Annotated in this window: 29 protein-coding genes and 2 pseudogenes; 12 read left to right on the top strand and 19 right to left on the bottom strand. The window is 65.1% G+C overall.

Annotation, left to right across the window (positions count from 1 at the left end; translation table 11 throughout):
* The 4 genes from ASE48_RS03695 to ASE48_RS03710 are packed head-to-tail and all read right to left on the bottom strand — an operon-like array spanning window position 1 to window position 4,895.
* Window positions 1-882, bottom strand: coding sequence for a formylglycine-generating enzyme family protein (locus ASE48_RS03695; RefSeq protein WP_156409028.1), 882 nt, complete (start codon window positions 880-882; stop codon window positions 1-3).
* The gene (locus tag ASE48_RS03700) at window positions 875-1,792 is read right to left on the bottom strand and encodes an HAD family hydrolase (RefSeq protein ID WP_057165976.1); all 918 of its coding nucleotides are present in this window, start codon (window positions 1,790-1,792) and stop codon (window positions 875-877) included. The genes ASE48_RS03695 and ASE48_RS03700 overlap by 8 nt, the downstream gene beginning before the upstream one ends.
* The gene (locus tag ASE48_RS03705) at window positions 1,789-3,333 is read right to left on the bottom strand and encodes an arylsulfatase (RefSeq protein ID WP_057165687.1); all 1,545 of its coding nucleotides are present in this window, start codon (window positions 3,331-3,333) and stop codon (window positions 1,789-1,791) included. The genes ASE48_RS03700 and ASE48_RS03705 overlap by 4 nt, the downstream gene beginning before the upstream one ends.
* 11 nt (window positions 3,334-3,344) lie before the next feature.
* The gene (locus ASE48_RS03710; protein ID WP_057165688.1) at window positions 3,345-4,895 is read right to left on the bottom strand and encodes an arylsulfatase; all 1,551 of its coding nucleotides are present in this window, start codon (window positions 4,893-4,895) and stop codon (window positions 3,345-3,347) included.
* Window positions 4,896-5,118: 223 nt separating this feature from the next.
* Between ASE48_RS03710 and ASE48_RS03715 the strand changes: the two genes are divergently transcribed.
* The gene (locus ASE48_RS03715) at window positions 5,119-5,586 is read left to right on the top strand and encodes a DUF5994 family protein (RefSeq protein WP_156409029.1); all 468 of its coding nucleotides are present in this window, start codon (window positions 5,119-5,121) and stop codon (window positions 5,584-5,586) included.
* Between the two features lie 95 nt (window positions 5,587-5,681).
* Here the strand turns inward: ASE48_RS03715 and ASE48_RS03720 are convergent, their stop codons facing one another.
* From ASE48_RS03720 to ASE48_RS03740, 5 genes are all read right to left on the bottom strand, one after another.
* A complete protein-coding gene (locus tag ASE48_RS03720) occupies window positions 5,682-6,422 on the bottom strand; it encodes an alpha/beta fold hydrolase (RefSeq protein WP_057165690.1) in 741 nt (246 codons plus the stop codon).
* Window positions 6,423-6,435: 13 nt separating this feature from the next.
* The gene (locus tag ASE48_RS03725; protein ID WP_057165691.1) at window positions 6,436-7,548 is read right to left on the bottom strand and encodes a 3-beta-hydroxysteroid dehydrogenase; all 1,113 of its coding nucleotides are present in this window, start codon (window positions 7,546-7,548) and stop codon (window positions 6,436-6,438) included.
* A gap of 72 nt (window positions 7,549-7,620) precedes the next feature.
* Window positions 7,621-7,833 (bottom strand): exodeoxyribonuclease VII small subunit, encoded by a 213-nt coding sequence (locus ASE48_RS03730; RefSeq protein ID WP_057165692.1) that lies wholly within the window; start codon window positions 7,831-7,833, stop codon window positions 7,621-7,623.
* Entirely contained in the window at window positions 7,820-9,055 is a 1,236-nt protein-coding gene (xseA, locus tag ASE48_RS03735; RefSeq protein ID WP_057165693.1) for an exodeoxyribonuclease VII large subunit, read from the bottom strand. The genes ASE48_RS03730 and xseA overlap by 14 nt, the downstream gene beginning before the upstream one ends.
* On the bottom strand, window positions 9,052-9,624 hold the full coding sequence (locus tag ASE48_RS03740; RefSeq protein WP_057165694.1) for a lipid droplet-associated protein: 573 nt from the start codon (window positions 9,622-9,624) through the stop codon (window positions 9,052-9,054). Before ASE48_RS03740 ends, xseA begins: the two co-directional genes overlap by 4 nt.
* Before the next feature lie 52 nt (window positions 9,625-9,676).
* Here ASE48_RS03740 and ASE48_RS03745 point away from each other — a divergent pair, with 52 nt between their 5' ends.
* Both ASE48_RS03745 and ASE48_RS03750 read left to right on the top strand, forming a co-directional pair.
* A complete protein-coding gene (locus ASE48_RS03745) occupies window positions 9,677-10,678 on the top strand; it encodes a 4-hydroxy-3-methylbut-2-enyl diphosphate reductase (protein WP_057165695.1) in 1,002 nt (333 codons plus the stop codon).
* 17 nt (window positions 10,679-10,695) lie between these two features.
* Window positions 10,696-12,453 (top strand): penicillin-binding transpeptidase domain-containing protein, encoded by a 1,758-nt coding sequence (locus tag ASE48_RS03750; protein ID WP_057165696.1) that lies wholly within the window; start codon window positions 10,696-10,698, stop codon window positions 12,451-12,453.
* A gap of 3 nt (window positions 12,454-12,456) precedes the next feature.
* On the opposite strand, the gene ASE48_RS03755 is transcribed toward ASE48_RS03750, so the two are convergent.
* Entirely contained in the window at window positions 12,457-13,578 is a 1,122-nt protein-coding gene (locus ASE48_RS03755; RefSeq protein WP_082613986.1) for a DUF6542 domain-containing protein, read from the bottom strand.
* A gap of 83 nt (window positions 13,579-13,661) precedes the next feature.
* Here ASE48_RS03755 and ychF point away from each other — a divergent pair, with 83 nt between their 5' ends.
* Window positions 13,662-14,735, top strand: a complete 1,074-nt coding sequence (ychF, locus tag ASE48_RS03760) for a redox-regulated ATPase YchF (RefSeq protein WP_057165698.1) — start codon at window positions 13,662-13,664, stop codon at window positions 14,733-14,735.
* Window positions 14,736-14,755: 20 nt separating this feature from the next.
* Here the strand turns inward: ychF and ASE48_RS03765 are convergent, their stop codons facing one another.
* Window positions 14,756-15,814: a tyrosine-type recombinase/integrase gene (locus ASE48_RS03765; protein WP_200962057.1), complete on the bottom strand. Its 1,059-nt coding sequence runs from the start codon at window positions 15,812-15,814 to the stop codon at window positions 14,756-14,758.
* A gap of 91 nt (window positions 15,815-15,905) precedes the next feature.
* Window positions 15,906-16,490, bottom strand: a complete 585-nt coding sequence (locus tag ASE48_RS03770) for a helix-turn-helix domain-containing protein (RefSeq protein ID WP_162264180.1) — start codon at window positions 16,488-16,490, stop codon at window positions 15,906-15,908.
* 144 nt (window positions 16,491-16,634) lie between these two features.
* Here ASE48_RS03770 and ASE48_RS03775 point away from each other — a divergent pair, with 144 nt between their 5' ends.
* Both ASE48_RS03775 and ASE48_RS03780 read left to right on the top strand, forming a co-directional pair.
* On the top strand, window positions 16,635-16,844 hold the full coding sequence (locus ASE48_RS03775; RefSeq protein ID WP_156409054.1) for a helix-turn-helix transcriptional regulator: 210 nt from the start codon (window positions 16,635-16,637) through the stop codon (window positions 16,842-16,844).
* A gap of 41 nt (window positions 16,845-16,885) precedes the next feature.
* Window positions 16,886-17,191 carry a hypothetical protein gene (locus tag ASE48_RS03780; protein WP_156409030.1) on the top strand — a complete coding sequence of 102 codons (306 nt, stop codon included), beginning with the start codon at window positions 16,886-16,888 and terminating at the stop codon, window positions 17,189-17,191.
* 373 nt (window positions 17,192-17,564) lie between these two features.
* Here the strand turns inward: ASE48_RS03780 and ASE48_RS03785 are convergent, their stop codons facing one another.
* Window positions 17,565-18,224: a hypothetical protein gene (locus ASE48_RS03785; RefSeq protein ID WP_156409031.1), complete on the bottom strand. Its 660-nt coding sequence runs from the start codon at window positions 18,222-18,224 to the stop codon at window positions 17,565-17,567.
* A 294-nt stretch (window positions 18,225-18,518) separates the two neighbouring features.
* Between ASE48_RS03785 and ASE48_RS03790 the strand changes: the two genes are divergently transcribed.
* A complete protein-coding gene (locus tag ASE48_RS03790; RefSeq protein ID WP_057165703.1) occupies window positions 18,519-19,115 on the top strand; it encodes a recombinase family protein in 597 nt (198 codons plus the stop codon).
* A gap of 35 nt (window positions 19,116-19,150) precedes the next feature.
* Here ASE48_RS03790 and ASE48_RS03795 read toward each other — a convergent pair whose 3' ends face one another.
* Complete coding sequence (locus ASE48_RS03795) at window positions 19,151-19,663, bottom strand: TetR/AcrR family transcriptional regulator (protein ID WP_235570762.1); 513 nt, start codon at window positions 19,661-19,663, stop codon at window positions 19,151-19,153.
* Between the two features lie 306 nt (window positions 19,664-19,969).
* On the opposite strand from ASE48_RS03795, the gene ASE48_RS03800 reads away from it, so the two are divergent.
* The 3 genes from ASE48_RS03800 to ASE48_RS03810 all read left to right on the top strand — a co-directional run bounded on the left by ASE48_RS03800 (window position 19,970) and on the right by ASE48_RS03810 (window position 22,707).
* Window positions 19,970-21,244 (top strand): cytochrome P450, encoded by a 1,275-nt coding sequence (locus ASE48_RS03800; RefSeq protein WP_057165704.1) that lies wholly within the window; start codon window positions 19,970-19,972, stop codon window positions 21,242-21,244.
* Between the two features lie 94 nt (window positions 21,245-21,338).
* Window positions 21,339-21,524, top strand: a complete 186-nt coding sequence (locus ASE48_RS33320; protein WP_235570765.1) for a hypothetical protein — start codon at window positions 21,339-21,341, stop codon at window positions 21,522-21,524.
* Between the two features lie 367 nt (window positions 21,525-21,891).
* Complete coding sequence (locus ASE48_RS03810) at window positions 21,892-22,707, top strand: SDR family NAD(P)-dependent oxidoreductase (RefSeq protein WP_082613988.1); 816 nt, start codon at window positions 21,892-21,894, stop codon at window positions 22,705-22,707.
* Between the two features lie 20 nt (window positions 22,708-22,727).
* On the opposite strand, the gene ASE48_RS03815 is transcribed toward ASE48_RS03810, so the two are convergent.
* The 3 genes and pseudogenes from ASE48_RS03815 to ASE48_RS03825 form a co-directional block, all read right to left on the bottom strand.
* On the bottom strand, window positions 22,728-23,186 hold the full coding sequence (locus ASE48_RS03815; RefSeq protein WP_057165707.1) for an SRPBCC family protein: 459 nt from the start codon (window positions 23,184-23,186) through the stop codon (window positions 22,728-22,730).
* Between the two features lie 107 nt (window positions 23,187-23,293).
* Window positions 23,294-23,705 (bottom strand): annotated as a pseudogene (gene arr, locus ASE48_RS03820) (NAD(+)--rifampin ADP-ribosyltransferase).
* Window positions 23,706-23,747: 42 nt separating this feature from the next.
* A complete protein-coding gene (locus ASE48_RS03825) occupies window positions 23,748-24,242 on the bottom strand; it encodes a nitroreductase/quinone reductase family protein (RefSeq protein ID WP_057165708.1) in 495 nt (164 codons plus the stop codon).
* A gap of 31 nt (window positions 24,243-24,273) precedes the next feature.
* Here ASE48_RS03825 and ASE48_RS03830 point away from each other — a divergent pair, with 31 nt between their 5' ends.
* Complete coding sequence (locus tag ASE48_RS03830; RefSeq protein ID WP_200962058.1) at window positions 24,274-24,525, top strand: VOC family protein; 252 nt, start codon at window positions 24,274-24,276, stop codon at window positions 24,523-24,525.
* Window positions 24,526-24,536: 11 nt separating this feature from the next.
* On the opposite strand, the gene ASE48_RS03835 is transcribed toward ASE48_RS03830, so the two are convergent.
* The gene (locus tag ASE48_RS03835) at window positions 24,537-25,262 is read right to left on the bottom strand and encodes a DUF72 domain-containing protein (RefSeq protein WP_057165709.1); all 726 of its coding nucleotides are present in this window, start codon (window positions 25,260-25,262) and stop codon (window positions 24,537-24,539) included.
* Window positions 25,262-25,911, bottom strand: a pseudogene (locus ASE48_RS32035) (UdgX family uracil-DNA binding protein). The gene ASE48_RS03835 and the pseudogene ASE48_RS32035 overlap by 1 nt, the downstream one beginning before the upstream one ends.
* 70 nt (window positions 25,912-25,981) lie before the next feature.
* On the opposite strand from ASE48_RS32035, the gene ASE48_RS03850 reads away from it, so the two are divergent.
* The gene (locus ASE48_RS03850) at window positions 25,982-26,500 is read left to right on the top strand and encodes a hypothetical protein (RefSeq protein ID WP_057165712.1); all 519 of its coding nucleotides are present in this window, start codon (window positions 25,982-25,984) and stop codon (window positions 26,498-26,500) included.
* Window positions 26,501-26,616 lie beyond the last annotated feature (116 nt).

Genomic DNA, 26,616 nt, shown 5'->3' on the forward strand with positions numbered 1-26,616 from the left:
TCAACTCTTGACGCAGCGAAACCCGATGTGGCTCATCCCGGTATCGACCATCTGCGGTCGCCGCGCGGCCGGTCGGTACCGCATGCAGTAGCTGTCCGCGCACAGGAAGGACCCGCCCTTGATCACCTTGCGGGGAATCTTGAACTGCGGCTGGTCAGGATCGTAACTGTCGGTGGCGCAGCAGGATCCGGTAGCCCGGTCCTCGCCGTACCAGTCGGTGGTCCATTCCCACACGTTGCCGGCCATGTCGAAGAGGCCGTATCCGTTGGGCTCGAAGCTGCCGACGGGCTGGGCGGTGCCGTAGCCGGACTCCGGCAGGTAGGGAAATTCGCCGTGCCAGTAGTTCGCCCTGCGCTCACCGGGTCTCTCCGGATCGTCACCCCAGGTGTAGGCGGCGCCGGTCAGACCGCCGCGGGCGGCGGTCTCCCATTGGGCCTCGGTGGGCAACGCGAGCCCAGCCCAGTCGGCGTAGCTCTGGGCGTCCTCGAACGCGATGTGCACCACCGGGTGCCGGTCGCGGCCGGTGAGCGATGAGCGGGGACCGCGTGGATGGTTCCAACAGGCACCGGGCGTCCACACCCACCATTGGCTGAGGTGCCGCAGATCCACCGGCCCCGCAGTGCGCCGGAACACCATCGAGCCGGGCACCAGGTTCTCCGCGGGTGCGCCGGGGTAGTCGGTGGGGTCGACCGGCCGTTCGGCGACGGTGCGGTAACCCGTGGCCTCGACGAACTCGGCGAACGCGGTATTGGTCACCTGGTGGCGCTGGATCCAGAACCCGTCCACGGTCACCTCACGTGCCGGTGCCTCCTCCGGATAGTGCGCGTCGGAGCCGAGTGTCGTTGTCTGCGGCTCGATCCAGACCAGATCGTTGTCAGTCACTGAAGATGGTGGACCAATCATCGCGCATGCTGACCACGGTCCACCCGTACTGCTCGGCATGCCCGAGCGCACGCTCGGCCCCCGCGGTGTACTCGAACTCGCGCTCGGCATCGTCGTGGAGTACCAGCAGTTTCAGCGACGGCCGGTCCTGGCGGCCGGTGTACATCAACATCTCGTCATCGCCGTTGGAGTTGCCCGCGGCCAGAATTGGACGGCGCCCGATGCGATTCCAGATGCGCACCGGCTTCTCCGGCCCATCGTCCCAGATGTCGAGCGCCGGTTGCAGCAGCAGATCGCCGCGCCCGTCGCTACCGACGAACTTCAGCCCCTGCGCGCTGCCGACCACCCGCTCGGGTGGGATGCCATAGATCCGGCTGGTCACCGGGCGCATGAAGTCGCGGCCGCCGCCCGAGACGATGTAACAGGTGAAGTCATGGTCCTCCAGGTAGCGCAGCAGTTCCACCATGGGCGCGTACGTGCACTCCAGGTACGGTCGGCCCAGGGTGGGGTGCTTGGCTTCGGCGAAGAACGTCCCCACCCCGGCCGCGTGATCCTCGACCTTCACCGAATCGTGCAACGAGAGCACCGCTGCGGCAAGGGCCTTCAGATCCGAGTCGTCACCCTGATAGTGCTTGGTGATGGCGCCGCCGAACCACTGCAGGTCTCCGTTGTGCGCCGCCAGATACGGCTGTCCTTCGGCGAGCGACGGATCGGCGGCAACCTTCTCGGCCAGGCGGCGCACGATGAAATCGAGCTGGATGTACATCGGCTTCTCGCACCACAGCGTGCCGTCGTTGTCGAACACGGCAACCCGCTCGGCGGGGTCGACCTCGCGGGTCACCCGGTCCACGAAGTCGACGATCGCGGACTTCGTGGACCCGTCCTTCCAGGACTCCAGGCCCACCGTCAGCCGCCGCGACTGGCAAGGAACTTCTCCAGTTCCTCGACGGCGTTGGTGATGGTGAACGACGCGGGATTCTGACGCGGCGGGAACTCCTTGAAGGTCTGCAGGAACTGGGTCGCGATGGCGGATCCGTAGAGCACCAGGTAGATACGGTCGATCACCCAGTCCCAGTAGGTGTTCGACGTGATGTCGGCGCGCTCGTAGGGATCGGTGCGCAGGTTGAACAGTTTGGGCGCCCGCAACTGGGTGAAGGGTTCGAACCAGATCTGCAGGGTGCCCTGGCAGCGCTGCTCCTGAAAGACGACCTTCCAGTTCTCGGCCCGGATGCCGAGCACATCGCAATCGTCGGAGAAATAGATCATGCCGCGGCGCGGGCTCTTGTCGACCTCAGCGGTCAGGTAGGGCACCAGGTTGTACCCGTCGATATGCACCTTGTAGGTCATGTCACCGATGGTGTGACCGGCCTTGAGCTTGTCCACGATATCGGGATCACCGGCGGCCGCCAGGAACGTCGGCAGCCAGTCGTGGTGCTGGACGATCTCGTTGGAGACACTGCGCGGCTTGATCTTTCCGGGCCAACGGATCAGCTCGGGGATGCGGAAGGCGCCCTCCCAGTTGGTCGCCTTCTCGCTGCGGAACGGGGTGGTGGCGCCGTCCGGCCAGCTGTTGGCGTGCGGTCCGTTGTCGGTGGAGTAGATGACGATGGTGTCCTCGGCGATGCCGAGTTCGTCGACCAGATCCAGCAACGTGCCCACGTTGCGGTCGTGGTCGATCATCGTGTCGTGGTATTTCGACTGCCAGCGCCCGGCCTGGCCGACGCTTTCCGGCTTGGTGTGCGTCCGGAAATGCATGTGCGTCATGTTCATCCACACGAAGAACGGGGTGTCGGCCTCATGCTGGCGCTTGATGAAGTCGACACACGCGCCGGTGGTCTCGTCGTCGATGGTCTCCATGCGCTTCTTGGTGAGCGGGCCGGTGTCCTCGATGCGCTGTTTGCCGACCGGACCGTACCGATCGTCGACCTCGCCGGAGTCCTCGTCGGTGGCCCAGGAGTGGATGACACCGCGCGGCAACAACGCCCGGCGCAGAATCGGGGCCTCCTCCTCGGTAGGGTAGTCGGCGTTCTCCGGTTCCTCCTCGGCGTTCAGGTGGTACAGATTGCCGAAGAACTCATCGAATCCGTGCGCGGTGGGCAGGTACTTGTTCAGGTCCCCGAGGTGGTTCTTGCCGAACTGACCCGTGGCGTAACCCAGCGGCTTCAGTAGTTCGGCGATGGTCGGGTCTTCCTTCTGCAGGCCGATGTCGACGCCTGGCATTCCGACCTTGCTCATCCCGGTGCGGTACACGCTCTGCCCGGTGATGAACGACGAGCGGCCGGCCGTGCAGCTCTGCTCGCCGTAGGAATCGGTGAAAAGCATTCCCTCGTCGGCGATCCGGTCAATATTAGGCGTCGAGTAGCCCATCATCCCGCGGCTGTAGCAACTCAGATTCGAGATGCCGATATCGTCGCCCCAGATGACCAGGATGTTCGGCTTCTTATCAGTCATGGTGATTTCCTCTAGTCCGATGCCAAGAAGTCTTCGAGCTTCTTCACGATCTGGTCGATGCTGAAGCTGGCCGGTGGGTGCCGCGGCGGGAACTCCTTGAACGTGTCGAGGAACGCTGAGCACATCGCCGTTGCGTAGAAGACGAAGAAGTCCCGCCGCATGAACCAGTCGTAGTAGGTGTTGGACGTGATGTCTGCGTACTCGAAGGGGTCGGTCCGCAGGTTGAACAGTTTGGGTACCCGTAGTTCGGTGAACGGTTCGGCCCAGATCCGCAGAGTGCCCTGGCAGCGCTGTTCGGCGAAGACGATCTTCCAGTTCTCGAAGCGCATCGCGACGAGTTCGGCGTCGTCGTTGAAGTAGAAGAAGCCGCGCCGCGGGCTGTGCTCGACTTCGCCCATCAGGTACGGCAGCAGGTTGAATCCGTCGATGTGGACCTTGTACTCGGTCTCCCCGTCGGCCCCGGCCGCAAAGCCCTTCTTCAACTTCTCGCTGACGTCCGGATCGCCAGCCGCGGCTAGCAGGGTCGGCAGCCAGTCATGGTGCTGGATGATGTCGTTGGAGACGCTGCCCGCCTCGATGTGCCCGGGCCAGCGGATCAATTCCGGGATGCGATAGGCGCCCTCCCAGTTCGTGTTCTTCTCGCTGCGGAACGGCGTGGTGCCGGCGTCGGGCCAGGAATTGCGATGTGGGCCGTTGTCGGTGGAGTAGATGACGATGGTGTCGTCGGCTATGCCGAGTTCGTCGAGCGCGTCGAGCACGGTTCCCACGTTCTTGTCGTGGTCGATCATCGTGTCGTGGTATTCGGACTGCCACCGCCCAGCCTGACCCCGGCTCTCCGGCTTCGTGTGCGTGAACGCGTGCATGTGCGTGAAATTGCACCAGACGAAGAACGGCACGTCGGCTTCGTGTTGGCGCTTGACGAACTCGACGGTGCGATCGGCGATGTCGTCGTCGATGGTCTCCATGCGCTTGGCGGTGAGCGGCCCGGTGTCGGTGATGGTCTGCTTGCCGACGGGGCCGAACTTGTCGTCGGCCGGCTCGGAGGAGCCCTCGGACAGGGCCCTGCAATCAAGCACCCCCCGCGGCAGCGCGAAGTCGTGGAGGCGCGGGAACTGGTCCTTGTGCGGGTAGTCGAACTGCTCGGGCTCCTCTTCGGCGTTGAGGTGGTACAGGTTGCCGTAGAACTCGTCGAAGCCGTGCACGGTGGGCAGATGCTTGTTCTTGTCGCCGAAGTGGTTCTTGCCGAATTGCCCGGTGGCGTACCCCATCGGTTTCAACAGCTCGGCTATGGTCGGATCTTCGGCGGCCCAGCCGATGTCGGCCCCGGGTATGCCGACCTTGCTCATCCCGGTGCGGTACACGCTTTGACCACTGATGAACGCCGCGCGGCCCGCGGTGCAGCTTTGCTCCCCGTAGGAGTCGGTGAAGCGCATGCCCTCTGCCGCGATGCGGTCGATGTTCGGCGTGCGGTAACCCATCAATCCGTCGCTGTAACAACTGAGGTTGCTGATCCCGATGTCGTCGCCCCAGATGACGAGAATGTTGGGCTTGCCGTCGGGCATGTTGTCTCCTCTGATCGGTGACGCACCTGCTGGAAATACTAGGAGCCGCGCACCGCGCACGGGAGGGTTCGGCGCAGTCCGAGCCGGCATCTCGTATCGCGTTGCGTTTCACGGCGATAGCGGGCCGAGAACGAATGGGCAGGGCCCCGGTCTACCCTGGAGAAATCGTGGGTTCCTCGCGTGCCCGATCCGTCGGTTGCCATCTGCGGTCACTCTGATAGTGATGGGAGCATCGCCGATGGTCGATGTCACTGCCGAACATCTGTCCGCCACCCGACTCGCCATCTGCGGTCGCACCGATCAACGCGGCACCGTCGACGGCGCCTGGTGGCCCCCCGCCTATGACCTCAAGACCACGTTGCCCGATCTCATTTCGGTGATGGGCCGCTGGCTCGGACCGGTGTCCCGTGTGCTCTACGACCCGAGCCTGTTCCCGTCGGCGCCCTCGCGCATCATCCGCGGCACCACGGTGATCTCGGTGGACCGCTATTCGCTGGTGGCCAGGGACACCATCTACCTGACGGGCACCCACACCCGTAACGCCCTGCTCTATGTGGTGCCACCGGAAACCACCGCGGACAACGCATGCGACCTGCTCAAGCGGGTCGAGAGCACCACGATCCCGATGACCGTGCGGATGCTGCGGGCCATCGTCGGTGGACACCCCGCATCGCGGGAACAGCTGGGCTGATTTGGGCCGCGGCCTTTACGCAGGTAACCTGGGGCTCACGTTTCCCCGGCACTGTAGACGCCGCGCGGGAAGCCAGAGGCCGGGACGCTACAGCGTCACCGGCCTTGTCCAGCTCTGGGGCCAAAATCGACGTTGTCGACGAGCTCACGAACCAGCAAGGGATACCGTCCCCGCTCCGGGCGGAAGATGTCGTGCGGTGAGTCGGCGAACTCGTGGAGCCGCGCGGCCGGGAAGAGCTGCCGGTACCGGGCCCACGCCGCCGCGTCGATGATCGGGCTGTTGGGACTGCGGACCACCAGCAGCGGCGGGCCCCACTGCGCCAGCGGTTCCCAGAGCGACCGCGACACGGCGGCGGCGAACGTCGCGACCGCGGCGCCGCGGTCCACCCGCTCGTGTACCGGTGTGCCCCGCCAGCGGCCGTCGAGTACTCCCATCGCCACGTCCTCTGGCAGTGCGATCTCCTCGGGCAGGTAGTCACCGATCGAGATGGACCGGACGCGGTCGGGATGGGCCAGCGCCCAGGTCAGCGCGTAGGAAGTGCCGCGGGAGAACGTCATGAGGTGCACCGGGCCGTCGGTCACCTCGTCGATCACGGCCCCGATGTCACCGGCGCGCGCCGCGGCGTCATGCGGGCCGTTCGGCGCGACGCTGTGCCCGTGACCGCGTAGTTCCACGACGACGGTGCGCCGGCCGAACACCGGCAGCACCTCGGCGTAGTCATCTGCGACGCAGGTGAACCCGGGCACGAACACCACGGGCGCACCACGGTCATCACCGCCGGAGTCCAGATAGCGGATACGGGCATCACCGGTGGCGGCGACGCGGAACTGCGGCATGCAGGGAAGTAAATCAGCCCTTCGGCGGGACCGGTGCGGCAGCCGCCACCACCGGCTCGGCGCCCTGCGATTCCATCTTGTGGAACAGCTCGGTGTAGTACGGCAGGCACTCGGCCATCGCCTGTTCGGTGGTGAACAGCGGCTCATAGCCCAGATCGCGGCGCGCCTTGGCGATCGAGAAGTAGTTGTTCAGGTAAAGCCGTTCCACGGCAAGGGGTTCCACCAGTGGCTCGCGGATACCGTACTTGAAGTGCAGCCACTGCCAGCCCATCATCACCTTGTGTACGAGCTTGCCGGACACCCGGAAGTTCGGCAGGTTGCGGCCGCACGCGGCGACGACGGGGCGGGCGAACTCGAACATGTTCAGCGGTTCGCCGTCGTTGACGAAGTAGGCCTGGCCGGGTGCCGATCCGCCGGGGACCAGATGCTCGGCGGCCAGGATGAAACCGTGAATCAGGTTGTGCACGTATGAGTTGTCCAGCTTGATGTTCTTGTTGCCGACGAGCACCTTGACGTGCCCGGCGAGCACGTTCTCGAACACCTTGCGGAACATGGTCTGATCGCCACGGCCCCAGATGCCGCTGGGCCGGATGGAGCAGGTGAGCATGCCGTGCTCACCGTTCTGGCCGAGCACGAACTGTTCGGCGACGACCTTCGTCTCGGTGTACAGATCGTTGAAACGGCTTGTGTAGGGCAGGGTTTCATCGCCGTTCTGGATATCCTGGCCACCCATCACCACGCTGTTGGATGCGGTGTAGACGAAACGGCGGACGCCGGCGGCCTGCCCGGCGTGCACCAGGTTCTTGGTGCCTTCGACGTTGACGCCGAAACTGCGCTTGCGGTACTCCTCGGTGACCGAGGCGCCGCCCATCAGGTCGATGATCGCGGCGGTGTGGATGATGGTGTCGACACCGTCGACGGCGGCGGCCACATCGCCGGTGTCGGTGATGTCGCCGACGACGGTCTGCAGCTTCGGGTGGGCGGGCAGTGGGGACGGCACCCGGTCGAACGAGCGGACCTCGAGGCCGCGTCCGAGCAGTGTGGTCACCAGGTTGGCGCCGACGAAGCCGGAGCCTCCGGTCACCAGGACTCGGCCCAGGTCAGTGCGCAGTGTTGGGTCACCCATGTGGTCAGGGTAACTGAAACGTGTTCCAGTTTTGAAGTCCGGCGGGCAAAATCGTCCGAGGAGTTTGCGCTGTCAACTTTCCTCGGACTCGCCGGCGGCCAGCGTGTCGGCCACCTTCTTGCGTGCCCCGGCGAGGTGCTCTTCGCACCGTTTGGCCAGCTCCTCGCCGCGTTCCCAGAGCTTCAGGGAGGCGTCCAGGTCGAGTCCGCCGTGCTCGAGTTGCTGCACCACCTCGATCAGCTCGTCGCGCGCCTGTTCGTACCCCATTTGACTAATGGGCTTCATCTGCACCCTCGCTGACTGTTGTGATGGCACCGTCGGCAACCCGCACCCGCAGCCGGGTGCCCGCCGGGGCGTCGTCGATCGAACGCAAGATCGGCCGATCCTGCGGGCCCACCACCTGCACGACGGCGTAGCCGCGCGCCAGGGTGGCCGCCGGACCCAGCGTGCCCAGGCGTGCACTCAGATGCTCCAGCCGGTCAGTCTCGGCGGCAACCAGCCTGCCGATGTCGCGGCGCGCGGTGCGACGGGCCCGGTGGATCTCCTCGGCTCGGGCATCCAGGGCCTGCAGCGGGCGGGCCAGCACCGGCCGCGAGCGCAGCTGGTCGATGACGTGCTGTTCGCGGCGCACCCAGTTGCGCAGGGACTGGGCGCTGCGCCGGCGCAGATCATCGACACCGGCCTGCTCGGCGGCCGCGTCGGGGACCACCCGTTTGGCCGCATCGGTGGGAGTGGCCGCGCGCAGGTCGGCCACCAGATCGCAGAGCGGGTTGTCGGGTTCGTGCCCGACGGCACTGATCACCGGTGTGGTGCAGGCGGCGATCGCCCGGCACAGGGTCTCATCGGAGAAGGGCAGCAGGTCCTCCACGCTGCCGCCGCCGCGCGCCACGATGATGACGTCGACGTCCGGGTCGGCGTCCAGGGCAGTCAGTGCCTCCACGATCTGGGCAACCGCATTGGGTCCCTGCACGGCGGTGTTGCGCACCGCGAATTGCACCGCGGGCCAGCGCGCGGAGGCGATCGAGACCACATCGTGTTCGGCCGCCGACGCACGGCCGGTGACCAGGCCGATGGTGTTGGGCAGGAACGGGATCGGGCGTTTGAGCCGGCGATCGAAAAGGCCCTCGGCTTCCAGCAGCCGGCGCAGCCGTTCGATACGGGCGAGCAGTTCGCCCACCCCGACGGCGCGGATATCGCTGACCCGCAACGAGAAGCTACCCCGCGCGGTGTAGAACTGCGGCTTGCCGTGCACGATGACCTGGACACCCTCGGCGAGTTGCACCGGCGCGTTGACCACCAGGTCACGCGGGCAGGTGAGCGACAGCGACATATCGGCGGCCGGGTCGCGCAGCACCAGGAACGCGGTGGGCGAGCCGTGCCGCACGTTCAGCTGGGCGATCTGTCCCTCGACCCAGACCGTGCCGAGCCGGTCGATCCATTTGGCGACCCGGGTCGCCACCGCGCGGACCGGCCACGGGTTCTCCGGGGATTGGCCGGGTTCGCTCACTTGGCCGACGCGCGGGTGATCCTGTTGGCGAGCAGCGTCTGGAACGGGGCGCGGGCCTTGTTGGCCTCCTCGAAGGCCAGCAAGGCTTCCAGGTCGGCGACCTTCAGCGAGGTCAGCCGCGCCCGCAGCTGCGCCAATGTCAGCGACTCGTAGCCGAGCTCCTCGACGACGCCGGGCGCCGCGCCGTTGGTGGCGGCCTTCGGGGCTTCTGTCTGCTCCGGTTCGCCCTCGGTGAAGAGCGCGAACCGGCCCTCGGTGCGGCGCGCGGAGGAGATATCGGACACAACGTCGTCATCAGAGAGGTTCTTGAACGGGTCGTCGGGCAGGTCCTCGTCGAAGGTCGCCCACTCCGGCTGCTCGTCCTTGGGCGGGAACAGCTCCTCGAGCGCTTCGTCGCCGCGATTCACCAGATCGGCGACGTCCTGCTGCACCTTCATCACCAGATGGGCCAGCTGGCTGGCCACCGTCATCGGGTAGGTGAGGATCGTCTGCGGGAGCTTGCGTGTCTCGTCCAGCGCGGTCACCGCCGCACCCACCAGCAGTCGGACTCCGTATGGTGCAGTTGCCATGGGTGCAGCCTACGGCTGGCCGGGGACGGGTGCCGGTAAGTACCCTTGATGTATGCCACCAACCGTCAACATGGGTATTCCGGGCGCCGCGAGCTCGGTCAGTTCACGGGTGGTGGGCAAGCGGGTCCTGCTCGCCGAGCCGCGCGGCTACTGCGCGGGCGTGGATCGCGCCGTCGAAACCGTGGAGCGCGCCCTCGAAAAGCACGGCGCCCCGATCTACGTGCGGCACGAGATCGTGCACAACCGCTATGTGGTGGACACGCTGGCCAAGGCCGGTGCCGTCTTCGTCGAGCAGACCGATGAGGTGCCCGAGGGCGCCATCGTGGTGTTCTCCGCGCACGGTGTCGCACCGACCGTGCACGTCGAGGCCGCGGCCCGCAACCTCCAGACCATCGACGCCACGTGCCCGCTGGTCACCAAGGTGCACAACGAGGCCAAGCGCTTCGCCCGCGACGACTACGACATCCTGCTCGTCGGCCACGAGGGCCACGAAGAGGTCGTCGGCACCGCCGGTGAGGCACCCGATCACGTGCAGGTCGTCGACAACCCGGACGCCGTCGACAAGGTCACCGTCCGCGACCCCAACAAGGTCATCTGGCTGTCCCAGACCACGCTGAGCGTCGACGAGACCATGGAGACGGTGCGCAGGCTGCGGGAGAAGTTCCCGACGCTGCAGGATCCGCCGAGCGATGACATCTGCTACGCGACCCAGAACCGTCAGGTCGCGGTGAAGGCGATGGCCCCGGAATGCGAGCTGGTGATCGTCGTCGGCTCGAAGAACTCGTCGAACTCGGTGCGGCTGGTCGAGGTCGCGCTCGGCGCCGGGTCGCAGAACTCCTACCTGGTCGACTACGCCGACGATATCGATCCGGCCTGGTTCTCCGGCGTCACCACCGTGGGCGTCACCTCGGGCGCCTCGGTGCCCGAGATTTTGGTGCGCGGCGTCCTGGACCGGCTCGCCGAATACGGCTACGGCACCGTGCAACCGGTGACGACGGCCAACGAGACACTCGTGTTCGCGCTGCCGCGGGAGATCCGTCCGCCGCGCAACTGACGGTACGTTCGAGCCCTGTGGGCCTTCTGCGACGTGTGATCCCTGTTCTGTGTGTGACCGTGCTGCTGCTCGCCGGCTGCAGTGACGCCGAAGACCGGCTGAATAACACCGTCAACGGTTTCGCCGACGCCCTCAACCGTGCCGACGTCCCGGCGGCTGCCGCATTGACCACCGACCCGGCGTCCGCCGACGTGCTCGGAAAGCTCTACGCCAACCTCGGCAAGGACGTCCGCTTCGAGGTGTCCGGGGTGCAGCGCCAGGAGGACGCGGCGACGTTCACGCTGTCCGCGACGTGGAAGTTCGGGCCCGAGAAGGCCACCGAGTGGACCTATACGACCCAGGGCAGCGCGACGGCCGAGGGGGAGGACTGGAAGGTCCGGTGGGACCCGGCCACCGTCGCCCCCGGCCTGGATGAGGGCCCGTTGTCCTTCGGCACCCTCAGCCCGCAACCGGCCGCCCGGGTGCTGGACCGCACCGGTGCCGACCTGCTCACCCAGCACATCGTCACCCTCGTCGATGTCGCGCCCGGCGCCGATGTGAACACCGTTGCCGCGCTGCTCAATCCGGTTGCACCGACGATCACCGCGGAGTCGCTGGCCGGTGAGCTCGCGGTAGGCAAACCCGTCACCGCCGTCACATTGCGCGAGGAGGATCTGCTGCCAATCCAGGAGCAGCTGGCCGCGCTGCCGAACGTGACGCTGCGCCCGCAGACCCGGCTGCTGGCCACCGACCGCGCGCTGACCTCGCCGACGCTGTCGGGACTGTCCGAGCTGTGGCAGCAGCGCAGCGATGCAGCCGCGGGCTGGGCAGTGTCCGCGGAGACCGCGTCGGGCCCCAAGCGGGTGGGCGGCCAGGACGCGCAACCGGTCGGTGACATCGCCAGCACGCTGGACATCGGCATGCAGCTGGCCGCCGAGGACGCGCTGGCCCCGCTGACGACGCCGGCCGCGATCGTGGCCATCCAACCGTCCACCGGCAACCTGCTCGCCGTCGCGCAGAACGCGCCCGCCGACGCCCAGGGACCGATCGCGCTGACCGGGCTGTACCCGCCGGGTTCCACGTTCAAGACGGTGACGGTGTCCGCCGCGCTGCAGGCCGGCCAGGTCACCCCGGACAGCATCGTCGGCTGTCCCGGCACCGAGAACATCGAGGGCCGCCAGATCCCCAACGACGACAACTTCGAGCTCGGCGACGTCCCGCTGCACACCGCGTTCGCGCGCTCCTGCAACACCACCATGGGCCGCTTGGCGGTCAACCTGCCGCCCGACGGCCTGACCAAGGCCGCCGCGCAGCTCGGTCTGGGCATCGACTATGTCGCGCCCGGCATGACGACCGTCACCGGCTCGGTGCCGGTCGCCGACACCTCCGCACTGCGCGTCGAGGAGGGCATCGGGCAGGGCAAGGTCACCGCGTCGCCGTTCGGGATGGCTCTGGTGGCCGCGACGCTGGCCCACGGATCGGTGCCCTCGCCGACGATCGTGCAGGGCGAGCCTGGGGTGGCCGACAGCGCCCCCGAGCCCCTGCCCAGCGGTGTCGACGAGCAGGTTCGGGCGATGATGCGTGAGACGGTCACCGGCGGCACCGCCACTCAGCTGCAGGACATCCCGGACATGCTCGGAAAGACCGGCACCGCCGAATACATCGACGACACGCACGCGCACGGCTGGTTCGTCGGTATCCGCGGGGATCTCGCGCTGGCGGTGTTCGTCAGCGACGCGGGCAGCTCCACGCCCGCGGTCGACGCGGCCGGTGCGCTGCTGCGCGCGGTGGGGTAGGGCCTAGTCCCAGTCGTCGTCGCGCCGGTGGCTGGCGCGGGGACGGGTGCGGTGCTCGGTGTGCCGTTCCTCGTCGCTGCTGCGATAGCGCACCCGCGAGACGGGGTGATGGCTGCTGTCGGTGGGCGACGAACGACGCGGCCGTTCCTGATACGGATCCTGGCGCTCGTCGGGGCGCCCGAGGCCGGGCTCGTAGCCCTCGGGCCGCGGACGGCGGCGCGGGCGCTCGTAGTCCGCGGCGTCACGGGGGTCATAACCGCGTGATGGGGGCGGGGTGCGGCGAGGCTCGCGGGCCGAGGGGTTGCGGGGGCGGCGCGGCTGACGCTCACCGGGCAGCGGCGGTTCGCCCTGGCGGCGCGGGCGGCCCGAGCGTTCCCGGGCGGCGGCTCGCTCCCGGCGATCGGCGGCAGCGGCCGAGGCGGCGATATCGGATTCTGGCGGACGGTTGTGCCGGGCGCGGGAGGGCTCCCCGGTTCGCGGGGCGCGGCGCGGCCGCTCGTAGGGGTCGGCGGTCTCGCGGCGGGGCCGGCGCGCGGTCCGGATCGGTTCGTCCTCGTCGACCGGCGCGGCGCTGCGGGCGAACCGGCGGGCGGCCCGCCGCGGAGTCTCGGCGGGCGGATCGGCGGCATCGGTGGTGGCGGCTTCGACCGCCGGAGCGCCACGGTCGAGGTACCAGCGGGCCATCCCGACCAGCAGCACCGCGGCCGAGGTGAAGAACATCAGCGGGAAACGCTCGATCAGCGGGTAGCCGCAGTTGATCAGGATGTCCTTGAGGCCACCGAGCTGGCCGCCGTGGAACAGGAAGTAGGAGGTGGGGACGGCGACGAACAGGATCAACGGGGGCTGGATGACGGCGGTGAACAACCCACTGCGACGCACCAGGACCACCGCGGCCAGACAGCCCAGCACGTAGAAGGTGGAGAACACGGCGCCGAGTTCCTTGTTGCCCGCACCGGCGTCGTAGGCGAAGCCGACGGCCGTGGCCGTCACCGCCAGAAGGGTGGCGCCCCACCACGGTAGTCCGGATGGAAGACCCGGCAGACCCGGTGGCAGCAACCCCTGGAATCGGGGGAGCGCGGAGCGGTGGTTCACCGACTCCGTCGGCTCTGCTGACTGACCTGACACACGTCGACCGTACCGGCTGTAACTGCAGGTGTGCTGCCAGCACGCGCTGAGGAGATCGTCACAACCCTTAGACTCTGGAGTCCGTGAGCTTGAACCTCGGAATCGTCGGTCTCCCCAATGTCGGCAAGTCGACCCTTTTCAACGCGTTGACACGGAACGACGTGCTGGCGGCGAACTATCCGTTCGCGACCATCGAGCCCAATGAGGGCGTGGTGGCGTTACCGGACCCCCGGCTGGACAAACTCGCCGAGATCTTCGGTTCGGAGAAGACCGTGCCGGCGCCGGTGACGTTCGTCGACATCGCGGGCATCGTGAAGGGCGCGTCCGAGGGTGCCGGGCTGGGCAACAAGTTCCTGGCCAACATCCGCGAGTGCGACGCGATCTGTCAGGTGGTGCGGGCGTTCGCCGATGACGATGTGGTGCACGTCGACGGCCGGGTGGACCCGCGTTCGGATATCGAGGTCATCGAGACCGAGCTGATCCTGGCCGATATGCAGACGCTGGAGAAGGCCGTGCCGCGACTGGAGAAGGAAGCGCGCACCAACAAGGACCGCAAGGCCGTGCTGGAGGCGGCGGTGGCGGCGCAGGCGGTGCTCGATACCGGCAAGACACTCTTCTCGGCCGGGGCGGACGTGTCGCTGCTCCGTGAGCTGAACCTGATGACCACCAAGCCGTTCCTCTACGTGTTCAACGCCGACGAGTCGGTGCTCACCGACGAGGCCAAGCAGGCCGAGCTGCGTGCGCTGGTGGCCCCGGCGGATGCGGTGTTCCTGGACGCCAAGATCGAGTCGGAACTGATCGAGCTCGACGACGAGTCCGCGGCCGAACTGCTGGAGTCGATCGGGCAGACCGAACGTGGCCTGGATGCGTTGGCGCGGGCCGGTTTTCACACTCTGAACCTGCAGACCTATCTCACCGCCGGGCCGAAAGAGTCCCGCGCGTGGACGATTCACCGCGGCGACACCGCCCCGAAGGCGGCCGGTGTGATCCATACCGACTTCGAGAAGGGCTTCATCAAGGCCGAGATCGTGTCATTCGCCGACCTGGTCGAGGCCGGCTCGATGGCCGCGGCCAAGGCAGCGGGCAAGGTCCGGATGGAAGGCAAGGACTACGTGATGGCCGACGGAGACGTCGTCGAGTTCCGCTTCAACGTGTAAACGCCCAGTTCAGCAGGCATTTATTGACTGTCCGTCCGCAGTTCGTCCGCAGCAGAGCTAAGCGCCGCCTGGAACAACCCTCCAGCAGCGTTCCGCGTCCGGTCGTTGGCGTTAGGCCACAGGTGTGCGTAGGTGTTTAGCGTGACACTCGGCGACGAGTGCCCAAGCGCCCGCTGAACCGTCACCACATCGCAGTTCTCGTTGATCAGTCCCGAGGCGTAGAAGTGCCTCAACTGGTGAAGCAGATAATCGACGCCGACTGCGTTCCGAGTCTTGCGCCACAGGTAACCAACTGAGTTCTGATGGAGCGGGTGTGTGCCCTCGCCGGGGAACATCCATTGGTCTGGGCTGTTGTCGGGCAGGTGCAAGCGGATGTGTTCGCTCAGGATGTGCAGAAGCTCGTCAGGCGCGTAGACGGTGCGCACCGATTCGTATTTGGGCGGTCTAATCTCTACGGCACCTCCGTTGGCTCTCTGGACCTGGCGTTCGATACGAATCTCCTTGGCGAGGAACTTGATGTCCCCAACGCGGAGCGCGGCCGCTTCGCCTAATCGCATGCCTGCGAACCCGCAGAGGGCGACGAAGGCGGTGAAGTGGTCGTCCGCGTTCTCAAGGAGTTTCCCGACCTCGGCGGGTGTCGGAATCGCCATCGCTTCGGCAGCTTTCGGACGCCTCGGCAATGTGACTTTGGCGGTGATGTCGTGGGCAAGGAAGCGGTCTCCGATAGCCGCCCGAATGACTGCGCGGACGTTGTTGAAGCGCGTCTTGATGGTGGACGCCTCTAAGGGCTTGTCCCTCATCCACTTAACCCACGCCTCGACGTGGGAAGGCTTCAAATCTGCGAACGCGATGTCGCCGAAGCTTGCCGAGTTCACAGCAAGGTTCATCGCTTTGAGCGTGCCAGACTCCCACGTCTGCAACTTCGACCATTCCTGGTAGTAGCTGTTGAAGGTCACCTTCCCCAGTCGGGGGTCGATGTAATTGCCGGTCTCTTGCGCGGCCACAACGCCGTTGAGCCATTGCGTGGCTGAGACCTTGGTGCGGAAGCCCTTTGCATGCTCTCGACCCTCGTCATCCACGTATCTGGCACGCCAGCGAAGCCCCCGGCCATCGGCTGCTGACGGTGACCCGTCAGAGCAACGCCAGCGGTCTTCTACACCGCTACGCCGATTACGCCTCTGCGTCATGTTGGCCGCCCTCGTTGGCTGTTCCGTGCCCGTTCTGGCGCTTCTCGGCATCCAGCGCAGTTTGGTTAAGGATGCGTGCAAGCGCGAGGACGTGCGCCTCCTGCTCCACATATCGACCTGCACTGCGGGACATGTCCGCCTTCATGTCATTGAGCAGAACCTGTGCCGCAGCGATCATGTCGTTCAGTTGGTTGATCGGCGACCGAGCATCCGTCTGCGGCGATCCCACGAATACGGCAAGGGGCGGCACTCGAAAAATCGTCGCGATGGCTGCTGCCTCTGCGACCCGCAGTGGCCGGGTGCCGCGTTCGATCTTGGCGACAGACGTCTGATGAAGGTCGATGCCCTCCGAGCGAAGTTTGTCGGCCAGGTCTTCTTGCGACCAGTTGCGCTCTCGCCGCCAGTGTCGAACGTTGTCGCCAAAGCTCTTCTCCCAGTCCTCATGGACTTGACGGCGCTGTGCAGGATTCGCAGCGGACGCTTCGCTACGTTCGGACGTGAGCTGCCGCTGCAACTTTTCGGCCAACGCCTGCTGTTCGTGCATGTCTGGTGTTCCGTCGTCGTCCATGATGGCCAATCTATGGCACAGGAGCTTAGTTATCAAGCTCATGGAGCTTGACAAGCGCCGTACTGTCCTTCTCGATGCTTGAAAGCCAAGCGTTTGGAGGTTAAAAACTTGATGACGACAACCGCTATCCCGGTCAGGGAACTGATGACCACCAAGGACGTCGAGAACGAGTACGGCATCCCAGAAGGCACCCTTCGCTATTACCGCAGCACTGGCATCGGCCCAGCTTCTTTTCGTCTCGGCGGTCGGGTCAGATACCGCCGGGCCGACGTTCTGATCTGGGTTGCAGAGCAGGAGCGGACCACCCGTCGCGGTGGGACCGAATCTCAGCAGTCCTCAGTAGATGCCAGGTGAGCGTCCAGAACCCTTGGTCTGCTCACTACCAAAAGGTATGGATGGAACGTGCCAGTGATCCGGCTCTGCCCCTGTGGCTCCGTGTTGCGGCGTTGGCGTTCGGCAGGCATCGCTTGAACGGGCACGCCAACTTCGCAATGGGCGAGTTGGGCAAGCTCCTAGGCAAACCGGGACCGGACGGGAAGCCGAAGCCGATTTCCAACTCTGCTGTCGCGAACGCAATCAGCAAGGCCAAGAAACACGGCTTCATCGCTGAGGATTCGATGGCGCGTTGCCTGGTCGTGCCTCGGCATGCGGTCACGTTGGGGGTCGGCGGCAGCGTTCATACCAAGTGCTGCCTCCACTAGAAGTTCACGCGGAGGATGAACACACTTCACGATTGACGTGAATTGAAACCGCCTCTGAGCTGCGGTTACTTCGCCGCTCTTTATGACTATCTATCAACGTCATGTCAACCCCAAATTGGGAACAATGGAAGCGCCACTATTTTCTAGAAACGTGTCCCGGTCCCGAAACCATCGACAAGCGGTCCATTTCCATACACCGTTCGTGATGCCACCCACCCCCTCGGGGCCGCGCTCAGTTGTCACTAGTTGTTGCTTTACCGGCTCTGACCTCTCGGGGACTACGTGAGGGTGCGGCTAAGCCACAAGAGTAGGTGCCTGCTGCTAAGAGTCGGGTGCGTTCGCAGTGACCGACCCCAAAGGCCGCACGCCGCAGTTAAAACGTTTGTAACGCTTGGCTTCCCAGATGGACCAACTCGGCTGCACCGTCGTGTGCGAGGGTCGTCATCCCAATTCCTAACGCGGATAGAAGCAACTTTTTTACCTTGCCGGTGTCAGGAACAGGCTCGGCAGCTTCGGCCTTGATGTCGGCGGCGATCTGCTGCGCCTGCGCAATCTCGTCTGGCCCACCGCATGAAGCTTTCGCTAACAGATCGGCGACGGCAGTGGCCTTCTGCATCTGCTCGGAAAGGCTGTAGACCTGCGTAGCCCCAGGACTTCCAATCGCCACGTTCGTGCTGTTGCTTACGTGGATGGTCGTTACACCTTGGGGGTCGGCAGGCTCCTGACCGCCAGGGCGAACGGACACCTTGCGGTCGGCCAAGGTCTCACCCAGGGCCGTAATCGCTGGGCGTATGACGCCGTGTCCCCAGGAACCAGAGCCGCTTATGTATCCCTCTTCTTTTAGCCAATCCGACGCTGCCGCGACCTCCGGTTCGGTCAACGGCGCGCCTTGCCAATCGACCGTGGCCGCGATGTCCTCTGGTTTCAGCACCGGACGCCGACTGCCATGCACCATCGCCTTGATGTAAAGCCAGGCCAAGATGGCGTCACGGATGCTCCACACCCGGTCAATCGCGACACTGGGATCGGTCATCACGTTGCCTTCCCGCAGATGGACCCTTAAAGACACGGCATTGCGTTGATTGTCGTTGCGAAGGTTGCCTACATCCAATCTGGCACGCCGGGGTGAACGCTGCCATTCCGACGTCGCTCTGGCACCTCAAGCCTTATTCGCCATTTGGAACGCCGTTCTCAGAACTAAAGATTTGCAACAGCCTCAACGAGATAGTCTGTGGCCTGATCAGTGCCAGATCGTGGCGTCTCAAAAGATGGTTCAAAAGTTCTGTCGCATATTGACGAGTTGTGAGACTTATGCGACGATGGTCGCATGGTCATCGACACCGCGCCCGCCGTCACCGGAACCCAGCTCGGCTACGCCCGCGTCAGCACGGCGCACCAGTCGCTCGACCAACAGGTGGATGCGCTGACCGCAGCAGGCGTTGATGCCACCCGCGTCTACACCGACAAGCTTTCCGGCACGTCGACGCGGCAGCAGCGTCCCGGCCTCGCCGCGCTTGTGGATTACGCACGGCAGGGCGACGCCATCGTCGTTGTTGGCATCGACCGTCTGGGCCGCAATGCGGCAGAGGTGATGCAGACCATCCGGGACCTTGGCGTGCGGGGAATCGTGCTGCGGTCGCTACGCGAGGGCATCGACACCTCGAACGCTTCGGGGCGGATGGTTGCCGGGGTCCTCGCCAGTCTCGCCGAGCTTGAGCTGGAACTGGGTAAGGAACGGCGCACGGCATCGCGGGACGCACGGCGGGCACGCGGGCAGTCCATCGGTCGCCCCAAGTCGCTGGACGAGTCGAAGGTGGCCCTGGCCCAGCGGATGCATACCAGCGGTGAGGCGGCCAGCACGATTGCTGCCACCTTTGGCGTCAGCAGGGCGACGGTGTACCGCGCCCTCGCGGCACAGAGTTAGCAGGTTCTCGGGCTGACCCGGCGCTAGAGCAGTTCTTAGCGTAATCCCAGTGTCACCGATGGCGCGGCGAACCGTTTCACGAGTTCGTACTCGGTCTGGTTGTCTTTGGCAGGCCAGTACCACAGCGAGAAGGTGACGCGAATGAGCCACTGCGCGGCTAGTGGGTCGCTGCGCCCGATCATCTCTTCGGCAATCTTGGCCACGAGCGGTGATGCGGTGACGATTCCGCCGTCGTGGTCTGGGCGAATGTCGCCCATGATCAATTTTCCGAGCGGTTCGGCTCGCATGCAGTCAAGTGCGACGACGATGGCAGTCGCGACGCGCTCAGTTCCCTCAGTCCCGACGATCGCCTGGCGTACTGAGCGAATGATTCGTTCGGAGAACAAGGAAATGAGACGTTCGAGGATCGCGGCTTTGCCGCCTGCACGGCGATAGATGGTAGCGGGCGAGCAATTCAACTGCGCAGCCAGCGCGTCGATGGTCAACGCCTCGAACCCATCGCGTGAGACAAGCTCCGAAGCCCCCGACAGAATCCGATCAAGCGCCACCGCGCTACGGTCCACTCCAAGGACCCAATCCTTCCGTGCCACATTTGTCATCCTTCCGGTTGCAGCGGTGATAGAACAACAAATCCGTTCTCTCACCGAGAGACATTTCGAGGCTGATGTCTCACCCGTATGCGCAGTTGAGGGCTGTCCGTGAGCGCAGGAGATCTCGTCAGTTCTGTGCTGGCATTTCATCTTCGTAGCGAAGCATTGACCGCTTGGGCGGCCCGCACCCACTGTGAGATAGATGCTCTAGGGAAAGGTGCGTTTACTTTGAAGCTTGGAAAGGCTGCTGACGGTGCCACAGCGATGTTGTCGCCGCTGGTTGCAGCGACGCGATTGAATGTCTCGGCGGCGATTCGTACACATAAGCGTGGATACGAGGGATGGACGGGTGCGGTCAACACCGACTACGACCCGTTAGATCCGACCGTCGCAGCGCAACCGCACGCTGCGTACGACGCCCTGCACCGGGGTGGACGTGTCCACTACAACCCCCGCCGCTCAACGTGGATTCTTCACAGGCTCGACGATGTCCGCGCTGCGCTACGCGACACAGACCAGGTGACCAGCAGCCGGGGAGTGACCCGAGTACAGATGGTCGCAGATCTCGTTGTTGTTACCGACGACGAGCAGCACAGCCGCCTCCGCAAACAAGTACAGCCAGCGTTCACCAAAGGTGCACTGGACACCTGGCGCAACATCATCGACAAGCTTGCTGCCGAACTCGTCGGTGACATGATCGCAGCGAGCGGCGGTGACGCGGTGCAACAGTTGACGGTCCCCTTGCCGCTGCGGGTGATCGCCGCGATCATCGGCGTCCCCGATGGCGACATCGCCGATTTCCGTCGCTGGTCAGATGAGTGCACGCAGTTAATCAACTTCACCCCAACGGTGAAAGGTGTTGTGCACTCGGCACGATCCATGTGGGCTGCAATGGCGCTGCGCCGCTATTTCTTGAAGCACCTCGGAGATGGGCACCTCAAAGACTCAAATACCGTTCTTGGCCGTTTGCTGGCGCACAGCACCGACGGTGCCCTAACCGACAATCAGTTGTTCTACATTGCCATCCTGCTGCTGATCGCCGGCAATGAGACCACCACCAACCTCCTGGGCGGAATGCTTCACACCTACGCCCACCACCCCGACCAATATGACATGATCCGCGCCAACCCCGACCTCATACCGCAGGCCATCGAAGAACATCTCCGCTACAGCAGCCCCATCCAAAACCTCTACCGCTACACCCGCGCCGATTATCGGGTTGGAGACGTGACCATCCCAACAGGCTCGCGTGTGATGATGTCGTTCGGAGCGGCCAACCGCGATCCACTGGCCTTCGACGACCCTAACACCTTCCGCGCCAACCGAAACCCGCGTACCCACGTCGCCTTCGGCTACGGTCCGCACCTATGCCTGGGAGCACCCCTGGCACGCATGGAGGCACAAGCCGTGCTCCGAGAACTGGTGGACCGCGTCGCGCGAATCTCCATGACCGGCCCCACCGCATGGTCCACCAACAGCTCGCTGCGCGGCCCCACTCACCTACCCCTCGTTCTCGACGGGTCTGCCCGTGACAGCTAGGCGTACACGGTCCGAACGATGGTCATTGGCCGGAGGATTTGCGCTCGTGGGGTCGGGACTCGCGCACCTACTGCTCCCAAGAGCGTTCGAACCGGTGAATCGAACGGCGTTCAAGGACAACATCCGTGCTCACGTTCTGATCAACGGCAGCATCGAAGCAGGACTGGGTCTTGCGCTGCTTGATTCTCGTACTCGTCGAATCGCCTTGGCGGCCACCGCTGTCTATCTGACCTATTTCAACGCCAGCGTTTTGTATCGGCAGCGCGTCCTGCGTAACTGAACACGCCACAGGTCAGCAACATTCGAGCGGGGTGGGGGGTGGCCCCACTGAGGGCACTGCCATGCCTCGCACGGCCAGCGCCCGCTCTCTCTCCGGCCATACCGGCGAGAGTCCGAGTCCGCAGTCCGTCCGCAGTAGCCTCATTCACGGTAAACAACAGCCAACGTCGCCAACGTTCTGACCTGCCAAGACTTAACGAAGCCAACGCCATCAACTGCGATAAACGCCCAGCATGGAGTTCCGTTTCAATGTCTGACGATCAAGGCTGATGCCGGGCCGGCGGGCCCCGAGATCGCTGGGTGTACAGCTGACACCGAATAGCGTTCGAACACCCGCCAATCGCATATTTGCTGCATAAGATCCGAAAATGGAACTTCGGGGGAAACGAGTACTGGTCACCGGGGCGTCGCGGGGGATCGGCGAGTCATTGGCGCACGCCTTTGCCGGCGCCGGAGCAAGAGTGGCGCTCGTCGCTCGCAGCCGGGATTCTCTCGAGTCGCTTGCGGCCGAGCTCGGTGGCACCGTCCACCCTGCAGATCTCGCTGACTCGACCCAGGTTGCCGGCCTCATCCAGAGGATCGAAGACGACGGCGGCCCGGTCGATGTCTTGGTCAACAACGCCGGTATCGAAAGTACCGCCGGCTTCATCGACGCACCCGACGATGAATTGCGCCGCGTCACCGACGTCAACTACCTGGCGCCGGCGGAACTTTGCCGCCAGGCGATACCCGGGATGCTTCGACGCGGCGGCGGCCACATCGTCAACGTGTCTTCGCTCAGTGGCATCATGCTGGTCCCCGGCCTCGTCACCTACTCGGCGTCGAAGGCGGCGCTGTCGCACTTCACCGCTGGGCTGCGAACAGATTTCCGTGGTCTGCCGATCGGCACCACACTCGTCGAGTTGGGGCCTGTCCCAACCGACCTGCTTGCCAAGGCTGACAACTACGAGCCCACCGCCAGGTCGTTTCGGCGCGCGTATCGCTGCGGGGCTGCCGTCGACACCCCCCGCGAAAGAGTGGCCGACGAGGTCGTCAAGGCCGTCCTCAAGGGTCGCCGACACGTGCGGTTCCCCAAGCGGTCCATCCCATTCGCGATGTTGGTCGAGGCGCCCCGGCGCGGTGCCGAATTCATGCTCACCGGTATTCCGCACCAAGCGAAGTCGCATCCGGACGATGCGCGCTGATCGATTTGTCGAAGCCCTGGTCAGCCGTTCTGCCGCGCCCAGGCGTCGATGTGCGCGGGAAGGCCCGCTTGGTGTTTCGTCATCGCTCGCTTGATAGCTTTCGACATCAGGACATCGACCAGTCGGCCCAGAGATCCGCCGAGTGCGGGTTCGCCCGTGACGTAGCAGGTGTAGCAAGTGCCCCCCGGCACCTCATCCAAGGTGTCGATGGTGGTGACGGGAAACCTGGACTCCGTGATGCGGAACTCCATCATCTTGGGTGCATCCACCTTCGCGAACACGCCGGTCCACGCGTTGGTGATGCCGAACGACCGGCTCACTCCATGCCACAGATCGCCCGGAACGTACGGCGGCTCCTTGCCTGCATCGACGGAGACGATCCCAGGTAGGACGTGCGGTAGGTGGTCCGGATGGATGATGTAGTCCCAGACCACGTGTGCGGGATGGGCGATGATGACCGATGCCGTGACGTTGGGCATAGCTCAAACTACGCCGATCTACCCGTTTTTGGCGTGCGTCGAGACGGCCGTCGTGAGTCCGACGGAAGAGCGTCGCGGTGCAGCTCCTCGTCACCGCGTAGTCCGAACTAGTTGATGATCTCGCCCCGGCCCTCGGCCTCGATTGCGGCCAGTCGGTCCTGCCACATCTGGGAGAGCTTCGGGGGTGAGTCGCGTCCAATCGGTGATCTCGGCGACGATCCGGAGCGGATGCCTGCTGCGATAGGACCGGGTGGGATTGCCGGGGAATTTCTTGTCGGTGACGTTGGGATCGTTCTCGAATTCGCCGGTCGGTTCCACGGCGTACACGCGCGGGATGCCGTCGCCGGGCGCGAGTTCGGCGGCCAGTCCTGCGCCGTCGCGCAACGCGGTGAAGTAGATGTGGTTCATCACGATCTCTGGCCGGTAGTTGGAGCGGAAACCGGCGGTGAGGTGATCACCCACGCGCAGTTGGGCCTTGGTGCCGTGGAAGAAAGGTCCGTCATCCAATGCCCCGTCCATCTGGACAGGTTACAAACGGAGCTCTCGTGACGTCGGCGGAGCCTAGCGCGGTGCGAGCCGGAAGATGGGGATCTGCCGACCGGCCGGAGCCGTCTTTTCCCGGTAATCGTCATAGCCGGCGTACACCTTCTCAGCGAGTGCGTACAACCGGGTGTACTCGTAGGGATCGGTCACCTCGGACGCCGAAAAGCGCTCCATGCCGAACTCGCAATCGGGATTCGCCTTCAGGTTGTGATACCACTGGGGATGCTTCGCGCCTCCGTAGTTCGAGGCCAGCAGGACGACGTCCGGACCATCGTGGAAGTACGTGAGCTGCACCTGGCGCCGCTGCCCGGACTTCGCGCCCGTCGTGACAAGGGGCGCATTGATGATAGGGCCCATGTTGATCCTGCCCCGGGTCAGCCGGAACAGGTACGGGTCGGTGCGGCGGGCGATATGGCGGGCGACCAACTGACCTATTCGCGAACGCCCGAAGCGCACGCTTCTTTCGTACGCGCGACCGCGTGGCTTCTGGGGATCGACGTAGCGCAGCGGCATGCTCAGCACCGTACGCCGCTATGGTGAAGACATGGCGGGGGCACGACATTTCCAGGTCACTTTCGATTGCGCGGTACCCGAGCGCGTCGCTCGGTTCTGGTGTGAGGCACTCGGTTACGTGGTGCCACCACCGCCGCCGGGTTTCGCGGACTGGGACGAGTTCAACCGGGCCCTGCCCGCCGATAGGCAGAATTCCGCGTTCGCCTGCGTCGACCCGGACGGGGTCGGGCCGCGGCTGTTCTTCCAGCGTGTCCCCGAGGGCAACGAGTTCTGCCTCGACTGACGAGCCACCGGTCAAAAGACCATCGCCTTCAGCTCTCTCGCATTGCGCACCGCGTGCCCGCCGAGGTCGTTGTTGAAGTACACCAGCACATCCCGGCCCTGGGCGTCCCACTCGCGGAGGTGGCCGGCCCACCGGCTCAGCTCCGAGGTGTCGTAAGACCCCGCGTACATCGCGTCGTCTCCGGGCCCGTGCAGCCGCAGGTAGACCAGATCGGCGGTGGCGGTCACGACGCACGGCAGGTTGGGCCCGCTCATCACGACGTAGGCGGCGCCGTACCGGCTCAACAGTTCGTAGACGGCCGGGTCATCCCAGGTCGGGTGACGCAGCTCCATGGCCACGGGGATCTCTGTCGGCATCGCGCTCAGGAAGTGGTCCAGTCGTTCGTCGTCGCGCTGCTGCGCCGGATGCAGCTGCACCAGCAGGGCGGCCCGCCGATCACCGAGTTCGGTCCAGCCGGCCGTCATGCGCTCGATCCACTGCTCGGGGGAGCTCAACCGTCGGGCGTGGGTCAGGCCTCGCGACGCCTTCACCGACATCCTGAAACCGTCGGGCAACCGTTGGCGCCACTGCGCGAACGTCGCGGGCTTGGGCCAGCGGTAGAAGCTGGCATTCAGCTCCACGGTGTCGAACTCCGCCGTGTAGGCGTCCAACCTGCGGGACTTCGGCAACGCTGGCGGGTAGAGCACGCCGTCCCAATGATCGTAGGACCATCCCGACGTGCCGATTCGCACGGTCATCAGCGGCGCCGCCCGAGCAGCCCGCCCGCGGTCTGCAAATCGGTCACCAGATCGGCGAACGCGGCGTCACGCCGGTCGGCCGGCCCACGCAACACTGATGATGGGTGCGGGGTGGCCACGACATCGAATTCGTCTTCCGGTGGGTGCAACACCTCACCGCGATGAGCGGTAAGTCGAAAGTCGTTACCCAACAATGCTTTTGCGGCAGTGGCTCCGAGGAGTACCACGACGTCGGGATCGATGACGCCGAGTTCGGCGAACAGCCACGGACGGCAGGCGACGACCTCCGTGCGGCTGGGCGTCTTGTGGATCCGGCGCTTGTTCCCGGCGCGCGGGTGAACTTGAAGTGTTTGACGGCGTTGGTCACGTAGACCTGTTCGCGGTCGATGCCCGCTTCGACCAGTGCCTTATTCAGCAGGCGGCCGGCGGGTCCGACGAACGGCTCGCCCGCGCGGTCCTCCTGATCGCCTGGCTGCTCGCCCACCAAGACGAGTCGCGCGGACGAGGGGCCGGCACCGAACACCGTCTGATCGGCGTCGCGGTACAACTCGCATCCGCGGCATCCCCGTGCCGCGTCGGCCAGCGTGCCGAGGTCGCGGGTCGGCGGTATGAAGTCCTGCGCTCCTGGGTGCACCACTGAGACGGCCATACGAACGGATACCCGTCTTCGGGCGGTGCATTCCTGGTGCGCCCGAATTCTGGAGCTACCGTTGGCACCTGTGATCTTGTGGCTCAACGGCACGCACGGTGTGGGTAAGACGACGACCAGTCGGCTCGTGCAGCCGCTGGTGCCGAATTCACGTGTTTTCGACGCCGAGATGGTCGGCGAAATGCTGATGAACCTCGTGCCTGGCCTGCCCGAGACGGACAACTTCCAGCATTGGCCACCGTGGCGTCCGCTCGTGGTGGAGACAGCCCGCCGCGTCCTCGAGTACACCGGCGGAACGCTGGTGATACCGATGACTGTCCTCATCGAGGCGTACTGGATTGAGATCAGCACCGGCCTCGCGCAGTACGAGATCCCGCTGCGGCACTTCGTGCTTCACGCTGACCCTGACACCCTGCGCGCGCGTATCGAAGGCGACACCGTGATGGGTCCATCACCGTTCCGGATGGACCACCTGCAGCCCTATGCGGAAGCGGCTCGCATCTGGCTGCACGACGTGGCCGAGGTGGTCGACACCACGCACCGCACGCCCGACGAGGTCGCCCAGCAGATCGCGAGCGCGGCCCGTTGAATCGCCGGTTTTCGGGGCGATATGACTTTCGCTGACGTGATACTGCCTGCAGTACCACCTGAGTCGTAGTACTTCAGGTAGTACTGGTTTCCCGAAGGTCACATCGGTGCGGGGGG

Origin of the sequence: Mycobacterium sp. Root265, from assembly GCF_001428895.1 — a bacterium.
Lineage (GTDB): Bacteria > Actinomycetota > Actinomycetes > Mycobacteriales > Mycobacteriaceae > Mycobacterium.